Source organism: Paeniglutamicibacter cryotolerans, from assembly GCF_014190875.1.
GTDB classification, from domain to species: Bacteria; Actinomycetota; Actinomycetes; order Actinomycetales; family Micrococcaceae; genus Paeniglutamicibacter; species Paeniglutamicibacter cryotolerans.
Genome location: NZ_JACHVS010000001.1, coordinates 410,654 through 425,998 on the forward strand (window position 1 = coordinate 410,654; position 15,345 = coordinate 425,998).

Here is a 15,345-nt window from a genome sequence, read left to right on the forward strand (position 1 = left end):
GGCGTCCACCGGCCCCCGCGCCGGGACCACGCAGGCCGGGCACCCCAGGGCGCCCGGCCTGCGTCATCTCAGGGCGGCTGCGCCATCGGGCGGGCGGAAGGTGCCACAATGAGGGACGTGAGAGAATCTTCGGCCCCCCTGGCCGCACTGGGATACGGCGAGCACCCCGAGGCGCTGCGCCATGCCCGCACGCTGCCGGCCCGCGAGGCGCTGCACGGGCCCTGGCCGGACTGGGTGCATCCCGAGGTGGTCGCGGCCTACGGGGCCTTGGGCGTTTCGACGCCGTGGCTGCACCAGGTGCAGGCGGCCGATCTGATCCATTCCGGGAAGCACACGATCATCGCCACCGGTACGGCATCGGGCAAGTCGCTGGCCTACCAGCTGCCGGCACTGAATGCAGTGCATTCCTCGGTGCTCGAGGGCAAGGTTTCGCTGGTGCCCACCGACGCGACGGTCCTCTACCTCTCCCCCACCAAAGCGCTGGCGGCGGACCAGCGCTCGTCCATCGAGGCACTGGGGCTGGAGACGCTGCGCATCGCCGGGTACGACGGGGACACCGACGCCTCGGCGCGGCGCTGGATCCGGGACCACGCGAACGTCGTGCTAAGCAACCCGGACATGCTGAACTTCGGCATCCTGCCCAACCACCAGTGGTGGGCCCGTTTCTTCAGGCGGCTATCCTTCGTGGTGATCGACGAGGCGCACGGCTACCGCGGCGTCTTCGGCTCGCACGTCGCGAACCTGCTGCGCCGGTTGCGGCGGATCTGCGCGCACTACGGGGCCGACCCGGTATTCATCGGGGCCTCGGCGACCAGTGCCGAACCCGCAGCGTCGTTCGGGAAGCTGATCGGCGCTCCGGCCGTGGCAGTCACCGAGGACTTCTCCCCGCACGGTGCGGTGACCATCGCCCTGTGGGAACCCCCGCTGACCGGGCTCCGCGGCGAGAACGGGGCCCCGCAGCGGCGCACGGCGATCGCCGAGACCTCCACGCTGCTGGCCAACCTGGTCTGTTCGCACACCCGCACCATAGCGTTCATCAAGTCCCGCCGCGGTGCAGAAACCATTGCCGCTTCGGCCAGGCGGCTGGTGGATGAGGTACACCCCTCGCTACCGGCGCGCATCGCCGCGTACCGCTCCGGTTACCTGCCCGCCGAACGGCGCGAGCTGGAGCGCGGGCTGCGTTCCGGAGAGCTGTTGGGCGTGGCCTCGACCTCGGCGCTGGAGCTCGGCATCGATGTGGCCGGGCTGGACGCCGTACTGGTTGCAGGATGGCCGGGCACCCGGGCCTCGTTCTTCCAACAGATCGGCCGGGCCGGACGTGCCGGCCAGGAGGCCCTGGCCGTGCTGGTGGCCAGCGACGACCCGCTGGACACCTATCTGGTGAACAACCCCGCGGCCATCTTCGAACTCGGTGTCGAGGCCACCGTCTTCGACCCTCACAACCCCCACGTGCTGGCCCCGCACCTGTGCGCCGCCGCGGCCGAACTGCCGCTGCGCACCGAGGACGCGGAGCTCTTCGGGCCCGGCACCCAGGACCTGCTCGATGACCTGGTCATCCGCGGCTACCTGCGCCGGCGCCCGGCGGGCTGGTTCTGGACGCACCCGCAATCGGCTGCCGCGATGGTGAACCTGCGCGCGGACGGCGGCGGTCCGGTGAGCATCATCGAGTCGGAAACCGGGGCCCTGCTGGGCACCATGGACTCCCCGCAGACCCATTATCAGGCCCATACCGGGGCGGTGTACATCCACCAGGGCGCGAGCTACCTGGTCGATGAGCTCGACGAGGCCGGGCACTGCGTGCTGGTGACCCGGGCCAACCCCGATTTCTATACCCAGGCCCGGGACATCACCACCGTCGAGGTACTTCAGACCGAGCGCTCCAAGGACTGGGGCGAGGCAAAGGTGTACTTCGGCGACGTGCTCGTGACTACGCAGGTCGTCTCATTCCAGCGCAAGGCCCTGGTCAGCAACGAGGTGCTTGGCGAGGAGCCGCTGGAGCTGGGCGCCCGCGACCTGCACACCAAGGCGATCTGGTTCACGCTGCCGGATTCCGCGATGGCAGCGGCCGGCATCCACGCCGCCGACGTGCCCGGGGCCCTTCATGCGGCCGAACACGCGGCCATCGGGCTGCTGCCACTGGTGGCATCGAGCGACCGCTGGGACATTGGCGGAGTCTCCACGGCCCTGCACATGGACACCGGGCTGCCGACGATCTTCGTGTACGACGGGCATCCCGGCGGTGCCGGCTTCGTCGAGCGCGGCTACGAGCGCACCATCACCTGGCTGCGCGCGACCCGCGACGCGATCATCGCCTGCGAATGCGAGACCGGCTGCCCCTCCTGCGTACAGTCTCCCAAATGCGGAAACAAGAACAACCCGCTGCACAAGGACGGCGCGATCCGGCTGCTCGGCGCGTTGCTGCGCGACGCTTCGTAAACACGTTTTCCGGCCCCGGGGCTGCAACCTGCTACAGGAATGTGGTGTCTCCGCCCTGTTGCTTGCACCGTTTCCGGGTCTAGCCTTGTTTCGTGAGCATACTGACCGATGTCCTCGTGGATGTGGATCGCTTCCGCATGGATTTCGGGAAAACCACGGTGATCCGGGACCTCTCTTTTCAGATCCGCCGGGGTGAGACGTTCGGGTTCCTGGGCAGCAACGGCTCGGGCAAGACCACCACGATCCGGGCGCTGCTGGGCATCTACCAGCCCACCTCAGGGACCCTGCTGATCAACGGCCGGCCGTTCAGCCCCGAAAACGGCGAACGGCTCGGTTATCTTCCCGAGGAACGCGGCCTGTACAAAAAGGAACCGGTCATCGACATCATGGTCTATTTCGGGCGGCTCAAGGGCCTGGGACGGCAGGCCGCCCGGAAATGGTCGCTGGACTACCTCGGACGGGTCGGGCTCGCCGACAAGGAAAAAACTCGACTGGACAAGCTCTCCGGCGGGCAGCAGCAGAAGATCCAACTCGGGGTGACCATCATGAACGATCCGGAGCTGCTGATCCTGGACGAACCGACCAAGGGCTTCGACCCGATCAACCGGCGCCTGGTCATGGACGTCATCGACCAGAGCAAGGCTGCGGGGGCCACTGTACTGATGGTCACCCACCAGATGGAGGAGGTGGAACGGCTCTGCGACCGGGTCATACTGCTCAAGGACGGAACGGCCCGGGCCTATGGAACGGTGGAGGAGGTCCAGGACCAATTCGGCGGCGCCACCATCCGTGTCGAACACACCGGGGCCATCCCCCCGTCCCCGCTGTACCAAGTCTCCCGCGGCGGGATGGGAGAGGCGAAACTCGCCGTGGCCAACGGCACTGATTCGGCTGCCATCCTGCGCGAGCTGATCGAGGCTGGAGTCGAAGTCCGCGGCTTCACCCCCTCCCGGAGATCACTGGATGACATCTTCATTGAAATCTACGGCTCGGAAGACCAGCCGGAGGCACCCTGATGGCCCGACACAACCTCCGCACGGTGATCGGGTTCGAGGTCACACGCACGCTCAACAAGCGCCGGTTCTGGGTGACCACGCTCTTCGTCCCGGTGGCCCTGATAGTCGTCTTCCTGCTGATCTTCCTGTCAAACAGCTCCACCAGCACCACCGCAGCCGAACAGGGGAACGCCCGTTTCCCGTTCCAATACACCGATGCCTCGGGGCTCATCAACCCGGGGATCGTCAAGAACCTCGGCGGCACCCTAGCATCCGATGAACAGGCCGGGATCGCGGCGGTCAAGGCCGGGAGCATAGCGGCTTTCTTCGCCTACCCTGCCGATCCGACGCAGCAGGCCATCCAGGTCTACGGCGCTGACCAGGGTGTCTTCAACAACGGCAAATACGAATCCGTCGCGCAATCCATCCTGCAGGCCAGCGTTGAGCAGAAGATCGACTCGCCGCAGGACAGCGCGATCATCCGGGGCGACATCATGGCCGACACGACCACGTTCCGGAACGGCTCTGTGTCAGGGGGCATCAACGCACTGGTGCCCGCACTGCTTTTCCTGGCTCTCTTCTACGTCACCATCCTGCTGCTGGGTAACCAGATGCTCAGCTCCACCTTGGAGGAGAAGGAAAACCGTGTCACCGAGATGATCCTGACCACCATCAATCCCACCAGCCTGCTGCTGGGCAAGGTCGTGTCCCTGTTCCTGGTGGGAATCATCCAGATGTTCGTCTTCGCCATACCGGTGGTCCTGGGTTACATCTTTTTCAAGAACCAGCTGAATTTCCCCTCCCTGGACCTGAACGCCTTGGTCTTCGAACCACAACAGATGATCGTCGGCGCATTGATTCTCATCGGCGGCTTCTCCCTGTTCACCGGGACGCTCGTAGCCCTAGGTGCGGTGATGCCCACGGCCAAGGACGCCGGCCCCATCTACGGTGCGCTCATGGTCCTGATCTTCATCCCCTTCTACACCGTTTCCCTCGTGGTCAGCGATCCCAATGCCTTCATCGTGCAGCTGTTTTCCTTCTTCCCCTATTCGGCCCCCGTCACCGCACTGCTGCGCAATGCCTTCGAGACCCTGCCGCTGTGGCAGGCGGCCATCATCATCCTCATGCTCTTCGTGCTCTCGGCCATCGTGTTGCGCATCGCCGTGCAGCTGTTCAAACACGGGTCGATCGAATATTCACGCAAGGTCCCACTCAAGTCGGTCTTGCGGGGCACCAAGAACACCACTGCCGGTCGCCACTGAAGCCCCGTCCGGCAGGCCTACCCAGTTCATCCCGGACCCGACCGGGTTGTTGTGCCAGGACCCGTGCTGCGGGCCGGCTGACAAGGTATCCACCTGCGTGACAACACGATTTCGGCATGAAGCCGGCGCATCGGAGCATGCCGGTTTCCGGCAAAGTAATCTCGAGGATCCGTTTGGTTCCGTCCGTTGTTCCCCGCCGAAGCGTTGAATCCGGTAGGCCCGCTCCAGAACCGGTGACGGGACTTCATTGACATCAATCCGGCAGCACACCGCATGGCGCTGGACCGGGACCGGGACCGGGCGACCAGTGAATCCACCACCCTCCCCTGTGCCGGATCTGGACATGTTCGCCAAGGGTGGGCATGCCGCCGCTGCGACACTCCAAGTAGGCAAGGGCGGCGTTGGCATTCCTCGCAGGGGCATCAGCCCACTATCCTTGCGAAGCAGACCAGTGGCAGAATACTGGAATCCCGGTCAGGGCAATGAAGCAGGATGCCCGGGCAACGTCCAGGGGCTGGCTGGCGGGCCGGCGCGGGCCCGGGAGGTGCCATGCAGCTCGCCCAACCCGGAGAAGGCGCCACCCCAGGACACCAGAACGCTTACCTCGACGATGCTGCCTCCGGCGCCACTGCGTCGGCAACCGGCAATCCTGGCACCGTTACGCACCGCGGTGGCAGCTGCCACGGAGCAGGGCTCGCCGGCGGTGATGCCCCGGGCAGCATCGGCCCCGGCCAGGGCCGCCAGATCGGCAGCTGTCCCGGCCCGTGCGCCGGCTTCCGCCGCGGCACCCACCGCCAGGACCGCCACGATGCCCATGAGGATGAGTGCCACGAGTCCGGCTACCAGTGCTGTCCCCGCACCGTGTTCGGCGCCCAGGTAACCCGTCCGACCCCGCCGCATGGATCACTCATCCTCCGACCGGGCGGAAGCCGAAGCCCACAGCTCAATAGCCCCGATCACCGGCAGCCCGATGCTGGTCCGGACATCGACCGAGCGGTAGCCGTCGGATGATCCGAAACTCAGCACGATCCGGTCCCCCGCTACTCGCCGGGCAGTGGATGCAGCCTCGATATGGCTTTCACCCCGGCCCAGTTCCCGAGCCGCGGCGCGGGCCGCCTCCTGGATGCGCACCTGGCCGACACCCACTGCACCGACTCCGGCTCCCAGTGCGAGCAGGACGGCGATGGCCGGCAACAAGACAGCGACCTCGGCCGTGCTGCTCCCCTCCTGCCCGTCCCGACGCATCTTCCAGCCCCTAGTAGTTCAGGGCCTGGCGGACCAGGCCCATGAGCAGGGCGCGGACCGTGCCGCTGGAGAGGATGCCGACCAGAAGCCCGGCGAAGCCGACTGCAGCGAGTGTCACGATGGCGAATTCTGCCGTCGCTATTCCCGACTGGGCACGCAGACCCGCCCGGACACCGGTTTCGGCGATTCCAGAATCTGCGGTGGTGCCGCCCGCATCCGTTCCGTTCATTTCTTCCATGGTGCTGTTCCTTGTCGCTCGTTGATGGTTGCCTGCCGGTTTTTACCGCGTACAGGCCGGGAAACGGGGTTCCGTTCCACGGGTTCAACTGTGCGGTCCCGGCATCTTGGCCGGGACCGGGGAAGTCAGCACTGCGGAAAACCATCCCGTGCCTACCCGGTTGTGCGGGGGAAGTTGACTGCGGTTCGATTCAGGCCCTGGGTAGCAACGAAATAACCAGCGGCACCACGCCGAGGCAGATGAATGCCGGGAGCGCACACAATCCCAGCGGCAACACCAGCCGCACACCGAAGGCCGCCGCACGTTCCTCGGCGGCCCGGGACATCTCCCGGTTCGCTGCCGCGGCACCGGCGCGCAGCATCGCCGCCGCCGGGGCACCGGTGAGTTCGGTGAAGTAGAGTGACTCCCCCAGGCCCCGTAGCCGGGCCGGGACCTGTTCCCAGGCAACGGCCCACGGCACCTGGCAATCCAACGCCACGGCCACGGTGGACAGCTCCGAGCAGCCGGGAAGCTCGGATCCGAGCACGTTCAGCACGTTGCGCAGCGGCAGTCCGCTATCCAGCAGCGTCGCGCACACCTCGAACACGAGCGCGCCGCTTTCCTCGGCGCCTCCCGGCAGCCGGGGGACCCCGGTCGGAGGCGCAGCGGGCCGGGTTGACGATGCCGGTCGGACCCACAGCACCCACAGTGCCGAGTACAGCAGTGCGGCTGCAGCGAGCACTGACAGCGTGGTGGTGCTCATGGGTACTCGATCCGTCCACGGGCCGCCGCCAGGAGCCTCGCTGCCCAGAAGGCGTTGACCGACCACAGCACTGCGCCGGCCACCAGTGCCAGGCGTCCTGCTGGGTCGGTAACCAGCACGCCGACCGGGTTGGCGCCGGCCAGCTGGGCCATGCCCAGTCCGGCAACAGGCAGCCAGCCCAGCAGCTTCCGGGTAGAACGGGGGCCGGCCAGCGCCACGTCCAGCGCGCGTTCCCTGTCGGCGGCCGCCTCCAGCTGATCTGCCACGTGTTCGAGCAGCGTGGCGAGTGCGGCACCGCTGCTTTCGGAGAGTGAAACGCACCAGGTAAGCCGCCACCAGTATCCGGCGTAGGCTCCGGCGGCCCGGGCATGGGCGCTCAGGCCAGTCCCCGGGGAACGGCCCAGCGTGCGTGAGGTCCGGGCCAGCCGGCAGGCTGCGGCTATGTCAGCCGACGTGTGATCCTGCGGAACGGTACCGGTCCACACCGTTTCAAGCGTGGCGAAGGACCCGTCCAGGCTGCTGCCCGAGCGCAGCAGGGCAGCTAGCTGGCGGGTGAAGCGCACGTGGGCGTCGGGTGTCGCTGCGTTCCTGGTGGCCGGGCGCCACCGCCGCGGTATCGGCATTGAGCCGTGTCGGTCCACCGGATTCCGGTGCCGATCCGGGCTACGGGGCAGTGCCCGAGGGTTCCGGCCAAGCACCGTCAGCGATACTCCGGCCAGGGCCCCGGCCAGCAGCGCCATCACCACGGACATGGCAGGTCCTTCGCCTCCAGCCTGTCGGTAAACCAGGACAGGCCGGGACCGGGCTGTGTCATCCCGGAGTCATCGAGCGTTGCTATCGTTTCGACGAGCATCGCACCGGAGCCATCGGGCAGCAGCCGGCCCAGCTGGACCGGGGCACGGTGCTGGCCCCGGCGTTCCATATGGATGAGCACGTCAAGGGCGCTGGTTGCCTGCAGCGCCGTGGCTGCTGGTTCGAGTCCGGCGAGCGCTCCCATGGCAGTCAGCCGGGCCGGGAGCGCGTGGATGGAGTTTGCGTGCACTGTCCCGCCGGCACCGTCGTGCCCGGTGTTCATGGCACCGAGGAACCCGCGCACCTCCGGACCCCGGCACTCACCGACCACCAGCCGGTCCGGCCGCATGCGCAGCGCCTGGCGCAAGAGCATGTCCAAGGTGACCACGCCGGCACCCTCGACGTTGCCCAGCCGGGTCTGCAGCCCGATCAGGTGCCGGTGCGGCGGGGTGAGTTCACAGGCGTCCTCCACCACGATGATGCGTTCGGTCCCGGGGACGGCCAGCAGCATCGCGGAGAGCAGCGTGGTCTTGCCGCTGCCGGTGCCGCCACAGATGAGGAAGTTCATCCGGGCACCGATGATCGCCTCCATGGCCTTCCTCCAGCGCGCATCGGCCAAGAGCTGGTGCAGGGTGCGGGTCTCGGGGTCTTGGATGCGGATGGAGAGCAACGGGCCTCCGGTGGACAACGGCGGCAGCAGGGCATGGATACGGTAGCGATCCAGCACCACGTCGGCGAAAGGTGCGGCGTCATCGAGCCGGCGCCCCCCGGCAGCCATCAGCCGCACTGCCAGTTCGCGGACGGCCGCCGGGGTCTCGAAACGGGTCCCGCTGCTGCGCAGCCCCGCGGGGCCATCGCACCATACCTCCCCGTGGGCATCGACCAGCACGTCGGTGGTGCCGGGGACATCGGCCAGGGACTGCAGCGGACCCAACCCGAGCATCGAATCCGAAAGGTCCCTGACCATGCGCACGGCACTGGAGGAACCAACCACCTGCCCCGATGCGTGGACGGCTGAGGCAAGGTCGGCGCCGGAGAGGCTTCCGGCCGATGCCAGTGCGCGGGTGCGCACCTCGGCGAGGACCCGCTCGTTGATGGCTTCCGGTGTGCCGGCGTTCGGTTCCTGCCAGCGCCGCCGTCCCGGTGGCCCGCCGCTCATCTGCCAGCCGATCCATGGACGGCCAGGGGGCGCAGGCTTGCAGCCAGCCGGCGGTGGGCCAACACGCTCATCAGCCGCCCCTCCGCTGCCGCGCGTTCGATGTCCCGGCGCCGCCGCAGGTAGGCGAGCAGCGGCAGCCCGCAGGCCGTTGCCAGTTTGCGCGGATCGCTCCCGGGCTGCAGCGACCCGAGCACCACGGCGTTCCAGTGCGGAGTCCCGGTCCCGGGCAGGAGCGCCGGTACCGCTCCCTGGCGGGCCCCGATCACCGCGATGCCCACATCGCACAGGGCCAGGGTCCCGGGATCCAGGTCCGCCGTGCGCCCGCCATCGAGCACCACTACGTCGAAGATCCGGCGGGCGGCTGCGAGGACCTCGGGCAGTAGTGCCAGGTCGTTGCGGCCGAGGCCCGCGGCAGTGCGGGTCAGCACGGCCGTGCCCTGGGAAAGCGGGAGGATCTGGGCGAGCTGGGCCGGAGCGAGCCGCCCGCTGCTGCCCCGCACCTCCTCCCAGCCGATGCCATCGGGCACCGCTGGTTTGAGCCGTGGCCACAGCCCGGCACCCAATGCGTCCCCGTCCACCAGCAGTACCCGGTCTCCGGCCAGCGTCCGGGCAGCGGCGGCGAGCACAGCCAGGGTGGTTGTTCCCACCCCGCCGCTGGTACCGGCGAACACCACAACATGCCCGGTCCCGGCGCGTACACCGAGCTCGCCTAGGTATTCACCGAGCCAGGGCCCGGCAGCGGGAAGTACTGCAACCCGTGCCCCGGGCTGTGCTGCTGCTGCGCGCCACATGACATCCGTTGCCCCGGGGTGCCCCACCAGCACCACCGTTCCAGGCCCTCGGCCTGCTGTGCGCAGGGCCCCGGCCTGATCCGCCCCCAGCAACAGGATCGTGCCGGGCTCCTCGCGCTCGCCGGGTGGTGAGCCCGAGACCAGCAATTCGATGCCTGCGGCGGCGGCAATCAGCGCCACCGCATCGATCAACACCGCATCGGTGCTCACCAGCACCGCCCGGCACCCGAAAGCCCGGACGGCATCGGACTCCCCGGGCCCAGCGGACTCCGGCCCGACAGCGGGAACCGCGTCCACCGGCGGGGCTTCGGCCAACCTCGCCGTTGCTGCCGCCAGCGCCGGAAAGCGAGTGCGGTCCGGCCGGCGCTCCGGTTCCTGACGGGCATGTTCCTGCACGTTGTGGTCCTGGTGCCTGCTCTCCGCCCGCCGGAGCCGGGTCAGGGAGCCCGGACTGGCTACGAATCGTCGGGTTTCACTCATGCGCACCAGTGTGGCCCGCGCAGTGGCGGGCCGAACCGTCGGTGGGCAGCCCTGTGGATATCGTTTGCCGTGGCGCGTTCCCGGTGAGCGTCCGCCAGCGTCCGGGACTGCGAGAATGGTCAGGTGCCCCGCTACGCCGTCCTGGCCACCCATTCCACCTCCCAGCCCGAGTCCGAGGCCGGTGCGGCCTCTGCCGTGCTCCAGCTCTTTAACGACGATGAACCGGCCGGCCCACCGCTGCTGGTCTTCGAGGGCCAGCTGCCCGCCGTGGTCGCCGATCTGGAGGCCCATTCCCCACGCTGGGTCATGGACTCCACCGCGCATTGGTACCCGAAGCTGCTCGCCGCCGGGAGCGTGATCGAACGCGTCTGGGACCTCTCACTGTGCCGGATGATCCTGCGCAACAGCGCCTCCGCGCTGGCCACGCCCTACGTCAATGCGCTGCGCTCCACTCCCCCGGAACCGGCCGGGGCGCCGGCCCATGCGCTGCCCCCGCCCCGGGTCAGCGAGCACCAGGGACAGTTGTTTGCCGAACCCAAGGACGCTGCCGGCTCGCTCGAATCGGTGCTCGCGGAATTCGCCGACCAGCGCGCCGCCGTCCCGGACACGCTTCCCGGGCGCCGGCTGCGGCTGCTGCTCGCGGCCGAATCGGCAGGTGCTTTGATAGCGGCGGAGATGGGCGCGAACGGTGTGCCCTGGGATGCCGATGTACACCATGCCCAGCTGGAGTCCGAGCTCGGTCCACGTACCCCCGAGGGCACCCGCCCGCCGAAAATGGAGGAGCTCGCCGCCGAACTGCGCACGCTGCTCAACTCCCCGGCGCTGAACCCCGATTCGCAGCAGGAACTGCTGCGCGCGCTGCACCGGGCCGGGATCGAGGCGACCAGCACCCGGCAATGGGAGCTGGAGGAGCTCAAACACCCGGTCATCACCCCGCTGCTGCGCTACAAGAAGCTCTCGCGGCTGGCCAGCACCAACGGCTATGCCTGGGTGGATGCGTGGATCACCGGTGGGCGCTTCCGCCCCGAATACGTGGTCGGCGGCGTGGTCACCGGTCGCTGGGCCTCGCGCGGCGGCGGCGCGCTGCAGATCCCGCACACCATCAGGGACGCCGCCCGCGCCGAGGACGGCCATGTGCTGGTCGTCGCGGATGCCGCCCAGCTTGAGCCCCGGATCCTTGCGGTGCTGGCCCGCGACGCGAAGCTTGCTGATGCCGCCCGCGGCCGTGACCTCTATCAGGGCATCGCCGACCTGGGCTTCGGCGGGGACCGGGCACATGCGAAGATTGCGATGCTCGGTGCGATGTATGGGGCGACCACCGGCGAATCCGGCCGGCTGCTGCCACAGCTGGCTCGCACCTTCCCCGACGCTGTGGCCCTGGTGGAGGCCGCGGCGCGGACCGGGGAGGCGGGAGGATCCGTGTCGTCGTTCCTGGGTCGCGGATCACCGGAGCCATCGGCCGACTGGAAGCGCTCGCAGCGCGCCGATTCTGCCGAGGCCCAGCGTGCTGCAGATGCGGCAGCGCGTTCACGCGGGCGCTTTACCCGGAACTTCGTGGTCCAGTCCACAGCGGCCGAATGGGCGCTGTGCTGGCTCGGCGAACTGCGCCGGGCTCTGAACGCTGCGAAGGCCGAGGGCACCGACCTGGGTCAGATGGTGATGTTCCTGCACGACGAGGTCATGCTGCACGTACCCGAACAGCATGCGCAGCGGGCGGCCGAACTCATCGAGGCGAGCGCGCGGGCAGCGGCCGAGCTGCTGTTCGGCTCGGTCCCGGTGGACTTCCCGGTCGGCATCGCCATCGTGAAATCCTATGCCGACGCCAAATAGCCCCGGCCGGGGCCGGTAACTCGCCGGCCGAGGTGCTCCCCGCCGCCTTCGACCGGTTGGACATCGAGACGGGCGTCGATGTGCAGTGCCATGCCGGGGTCTACTCGTCATTCCTGATCCATGCCGAACGCGCAGTCGACCGCTACGGCGTACCCGCCTGGAAGATCCTCGAGGAAATCGGCAAGGCCGGATACGTAGGGGGCCAGGAGGACATGATCGTGGATGTCGCTGTGCAGCTCGCCGCGGAACCGGGCAGCAGAGTCTGAGCGGTCGAAACGTATGACGGCCCGCGGGGCGGGAACGCACGCTTCAGGGCCGCGTGAAGCCGATCTTGCGCTCGATGGTGGCATCCCAGGGCAGCGTCCAGCCCAGGTCGTTGAATAGCCGGTCCAGCACTATGGCGGTGAAGCCCCAGATGAAACCGCCGGCAACGGCGAACGCCGGGGAGGAAAAACGCTGCCCGTCGCGTTCCACGACGGCGGAAACCCGGTTGGCCGGATCCAACAGGTCGGCTACCGGCGTGCGGAAAACGGTGGAAGATTCGCCCGGGTCCACGGCGAAGACCTCCGACTCTCGGGCCCACCAGCCGATCACCGGGGTGACCAAGAAGTTCGTGACCGGCAGTTCGGCGTCGGGCAGCACGCCCAGCAGCTGCACGCCGTCGGGATCCAGCCCGGTCTCCTCGACCGCCTCGCGCAAGGCGGCGGCGGAGGGGCTGGCATCGGTGTCATCGATCTTGCCGCCCGGGAAGGCGATCTGCCCCGGGTGCTTGCGCAGCGTGTCGGCGCGTTGGACGAACAAAACGTCCAGATCGCTGGGCACGGTGGGTGCCGGATTTGCAGCGGGCACCTCATCGAGCCGACCGAAGAGGATCAGCACTGCGGCGGGCCGGGCCAGGGCATGGTCCATCGAGTTGAAAACCCAGGTTTCGGGCATCTTCGTCACCACGGCCGTGGTGGCCGAGCTGATGCTGACCGCTGCCGCGTCGCCCGCTGCCTTCCCGACGCCGTGGCGGGCGATGACCGCCAACAGCTGATCGCGCGCACTCATGCCTCGAGTCCGTATCCGCGCATCCGGAGCTGGGCCCGGGTCTCCCCGGCCAGCATCAGCGCATGCAGTTCCTCGCGGCCGGGCGCCATCTCGTACTTGAGCAGCTTGGCTGCCTTCAGCGGATCGGTTTCACCCTCGCCGTAGGAGGGGCAGAGCGTGGCGATCGGGCAGGCCCCGCAAGCGGGGTTGCGCGCGTGGCAGACCCGCCGACCATGGAAGACCACGTGGTGCGAGAGCATGGTCCAGTCGCGCTTCTCGAAAAGTTCACCGACCGCATGTTCGACCTTCACCGGGTCCGTTTCGCCTGTCCAGCCCAAGCGCCGCGACAAGCGCAGGAAGTGCGTGTCCACGGTGATGCCCGGGACGCCGAAGGCGTTGCCCAGGACCACGTTTGCCGTCTTGCGTCCGACACCTGCCAACGTCACCAGGTCCTCGAGCCGTCCCGGAACCTCGCCATCGTATTCGTCGGCCAGGCGCCGGGAGAGGGCGATCAGGTTATCGGCCTTGGCCCGGTAGAAACCGGTGGGCCTGATGATCTCCTGCAGTTCCAGGGCCGAGGCCTCGCTCATCGCCCGGGCATCCGGGTAGGCGGCGAAGAGCGCAGGGGTGATCGAGTTGACCCGCACGTCGGTGGTCTGCGCCGAGAGTACGGTGGCGACGACCAGCTCGAAGGGGTTGTTGAAGTCCAGCTCCGGCACTGCGTACGGGTAGGCCTGCCCCAACGCCCGGTTGATCTTCCGGGCCCGGCGTTTGAGCCCGAGCTCGGTTTCGCCGTTAGCCACGTTCGATGTCATTCAGCTCGCGCAGCACGCCGAGCTTCCCGTCTGCATCCTGGACGACGAATTCATGTCCGCGGTCCTCGAGCGCCAGCACCCAGCCACCGGGGTGGATCTCGAACGCCGGTGCGCCCGTGGCCTCGTTGTATACGGTCCGGGTCTCCAGCACGGCGAACCAGAACGCCTGCGGACGGGCATCCCCGGGGTGCGTGGCACCGAACGCCTCGGGCTCCTGCGCCACCACCGGGGCCTGCTCCAGCTTCTCTTCCAGTTCGATGCGGGAGAACGCGGCCGTGGGTGCCGGAGCGGAGGCGATCGGGTGGGCGGATGTCGCGGGGGCCTCATCGCCCGGCGCCTGTACGGGGGCCTCGATGACCTCGTCAACGGGCGCTGCCGCGGTCTCGGCGGGTTCCTCGATGGGTTCCTCCATGGGTTCCCCGACGAGCGACCCGGGCTCGGGTTCAGTGACCGTTTCCGGCTCCGCCGGGGCGGCGGCCTCGGGTGCCGCCTCGGCATCGACCTCGGTTTCGACCGGCTTCGCCGCGCTGGCAGTCGCCGACGGCCATTCGTACCGGGCCACCGGCTTCGGGTCCTCCGCAGCAGCGACCGATGCAGCGGCAGCGGCCGCAGCTGCTCGGGCGATGGCCGGGTTCGGCGCCATGATGTTGCCCGGTTCCGGCGCGTCGACGATGTCCGCCAGTTCCGCGTCGTCCTCGACGTGCAGGCCGGTCGGAACCACTTCTCCCACCATGACATCGGCCACCGGGAGCACTGCCACCACGGCAGCCACCTCGGGCGCCGGCTCGGGCGCGAACCCAACCACCTCGGCCTCGGCCACCGGTGCCACCGGAGTCGCTTCTTCCTGCGGGGACGGTGCTGCCTCGGCAGCAGGCACAGTGGCAGCGGCGGTTTCGGTTGCTGCGGCAGCCGTCCGGAGGACATCGCGGGTGAGCAGGTGTCCCTGCCCCGGGGCGAAGTCGGCGGCGAACGGCTTGATGAACGGTGCAAGCGTCGTGGCGGTCAGCAGTGCCAGCGAGCCGATCAGCGCCACCAGGAAGGCCGGGGTAAACGTGGCGACCACGGCGAAGAAGAAGTAGCCGGTACCCAGCATCCCGATGACCGAGCCGATCTGGTCCAGTGTCTGGGAGCCGACGCGCAGCGACGTGCGTCCGGCGAAGCGGCGCCAGGCGAAGGCCCCGCCCAGCACGATCGGCAGCACCAGGGTGATGAGCGGGTAGAAGAACCCGCCCGGCAGCATCCACAGGTTGGAGAAGTAGCCGCCGACCATCAGGATCGGGATCAGCGACCCGATCAGGATGAGCAGCGCCCCTGCGGCCGCGAGCGTGTCACGCAGGGTCAGCGGGCCCAGTATCGCCTTGGCGACGCCCTCGGTTGATTCGACGCTGCTGTTGTTCATGATCCGCCCTGTTCCTTTCCGCGTCCCCGGAGGGTTCCGGGGCCAGACAGTTAACTACGCCTTCAGCCTATCTGTGCCCCGCCACCGGTGGATATGCACCACCCCGGTGACGTGCCCCTCAACGTCGTTGGC

15 protein-coding genes, 1 tRNA gene and 1 pseudogene are annotated in these 15,345 nt (G+C 68.4%); 6 read left to right on the plus strand and 11 right to left on the minus strand.

Annotated features, from left to right (window positions below; translation table 11 throughout):
* Window positions 1–108: 108 nt before the first annotated feature.
* From E9229_RS02060 to E9229_RS02070, 3 genes are all read left to right on the plus strand, one after another.
* Complete coding sequence (locus tag E9229_RS02060; RefSeq protein WP_183509602.1) at window positions 109–2,436, plus strand: DEAD/DEAH box helicase; 2,328 nt, start codon at window positions 109–111, stop codon at window positions 2,434–2,436.
* 137 nt (window positions 2,437–2,573) lie between these two features.
* On the plus strand, window positions 2,574–3,452 hold the full coding sequence (locus tag E9229_RS02065; protein ID WP_183511815.1) for an ABC transporter ATP-binding protein: 879 nt from the start codon (window positions 2,574–2,576) through the stop codon (window positions 3,450–3,452).
* The gene (locus E9229_RS02070; protein ID WP_183509603.1) at window positions 3,452–4,693 is read left to right on the plus strand and encodes an ABC transporter permease; all 1,242 of its coding nucleotides are present in this window, start codon (window positions 3,452–3,454) and stop codon (window positions 4,691–4,693) included. Before E9229_RS02065 ends, E9229_RS02070 begins: the two co-directional genes overlap by 1 nt.
* A 474-nt stretch (window positions 4,694–5,167) precedes the next feature.
* On the opposite strand, the gene E9229_RS02075 is transcribed toward E9229_RS02070, so the two are convergent.
* The 6 genes from E9229_RS02075 to E9229_RS02100 form a co-directional block, all read right to left on the minus strand.
* The gene (locus E9229_RS02075) at window positions 5,168–5,593 is read right to left on the minus strand and encodes an Rv3654c family TadE-like protein (RefSeq protein WP_183509604.1); all 426 of its coding nucleotides are present in this window, start codon (window positions 5,591–5,593) and stop codon (window positions 5,168–5,170) included.
* A gap of 3 nt (window positions 5,594–5,596) precedes the next feature.
* Window positions 5,597–5,938: a TadE family type IV pilus minor pilin gene (locus tag E9229_RS02080; RefSeq protein ID WP_183509605.1), complete on the minus strand. Its 342-nt coding sequence runs from the start codon at window positions 5,936–5,938 to the stop codon at window positions 5,597–5,599.
* A 10-nt stretch (window positions 5,939–5,948) separates the two neighbouring features.
* Window positions 5,949–6,176 (minus strand): DUF4244 domain-containing protein, encoded by a 228-nt coding sequence (locus E9229_RS02085; RefSeq protein WP_183509606.1) that lies wholly within the window; start codon window positions 6,174–6,176, stop codon window positions 5,949–5,951.
* A 190-nt stretch (window positions 6,177–6,366) separates the two neighbouring features.
* Window positions 6,367–6,918 carry a type II secretion system F family protein gene (locus E9229_RS02090; RefSeq protein ID WP_183509607.1) on the minus strand — a complete coding sequence of 184 codons (552 nt, stop codon included), beginning with the start codon at window positions 6,916–6,918 and terminating at the stop codon, window positions 6,367–6,369.
* Entirely contained in the window at window positions 6,915–7,670 is a 756-nt protein-coding gene (locus tag E9229_RS02095) for a type II secretion system F family protein (RefSeq protein WP_183509608.1), read from the minus strand. The genes E9229_RS02090 and E9229_RS02095 overlap by 4 nt, the downstream gene beginning before the upstream one ends.
* Window positions 7,658–7,840, minus strand: coding sequence for a hypothetical protein (locus E9229_RS02100; RefSeq protein ID WP_183509609.1), 183 nt, complete (start codon window positions 7,838–7,840; stop codon window positions 7,658–7,660). Before E9229_RS02100 ends, E9229_RS02095 begins: the two co-directional genes overlap by 13 nt.
* Here E9229_RS02100 and E9229_RS02105 point away from each other — a divergent pair.
* A tRNA-OTHER gene (locus tag E9229_RS02105) sits at window positions 7,794–7,914 on the plus strand. The genes E9229_RS02100 and E9229_RS02105 overlap by 47 nt on opposite strands.
* On the opposite strand, the pseudogene E9229_RS19965 reads toward E9229_RS02105, so the two are convergent.
* Both E9229_RS19965 and E9229_RS02115 read right to left on the minus strand, forming a co-directional pair.
* Window positions 7,877–8,869, minus strand: a pseudogene (locus E9229_RS19965) (CpaF family protein); the annotation flags it as partial. The gene E9229_RS02105 and the pseudogene E9229_RS19965 sit on opposite strands and share 38 nt — an antisense overlap.
* Window positions 8,866–10,056 carry a hypothetical protein gene (locus E9229_RS02115; RefSeq protein ID WP_183509611.1) on the minus strand — a complete coding sequence of 397 codons (1,191 nt, stop codon included), beginning with the start codon at window positions 10,054–10,056 and terminating at the stop codon, window positions 8,866–8,868. The pseudogene E9229_RS19965 and the gene E9229_RS02115, both read right to left, overlap by 4 nt.
* Window positions 10,057–10,263: 207 nt before the next feature.
* Between E9229_RS02115 and E9229_RS02120 the strand changes: the two genes are divergently transcribed.
* On the plus strand, window positions 10,264–11,970 hold the full coding sequence (locus tag E9229_RS02120; protein ID WP_183509612.1) for a bifunctional 3'-5' exonuclease/DNA polymerase: 1,707 nt from the start codon (window positions 10,264–10,266) through the stop codon (window positions 11,968–11,970).
* Between the two features lie 32 nt (window positions 11,971–12,002).
* A complete protein-coding gene (locus E9229_RS02125; protein ID WP_312855573.1) occupies window positions 12,003–12,236 on the plus strand; it encodes a hypothetical protein in 234 nt (77 codons plus the stop codon).
* A 43-nt stretch (window positions 12,237–12,279) separates the two neighbouring features.
* Here the strand turns inward: E9229_RS02125 and E9229_RS02130 are convergent, their stop codons facing one another.
* The 3 genes from E9229_RS02130 to E9229_RS02140 are packed head-to-tail and all read right to left on the minus strand — an operon-like array spanning window position 12,280 to window position 15,213.
* A complete protein-coding gene (locus tag E9229_RS02130; protein WP_183509613.1) occupies window positions 12,280–13,020 on the minus strand; it encodes an NUDIX hydrolase in 741 nt (246 codons plus the stop codon).
* Window positions 13,017–13,802, minus strand: a complete 786-nt coding sequence (gene nth / locus E9229_RS02135) for an endonuclease III (protein ID WP_407671316.1) — start codon at window positions 13,800–13,802, stop codon at window positions 13,017–13,019. Before nth ends, E9229_RS02130 begins: the two co-directional genes overlap by 4 nt.
* Entirely contained in the window at window positions 13,795–15,213 is a 1,419-nt protein-coding gene (locus E9229_RS02140) for a hypothetical protein (protein ID WP_183509616.1), read from the minus strand. The genes nth and E9229_RS02140 overlap by 8 nt, the downstream gene beginning before the upstream one ends.
* Window positions 15,214–15,345: the final 132 nt, after the last annotated feature.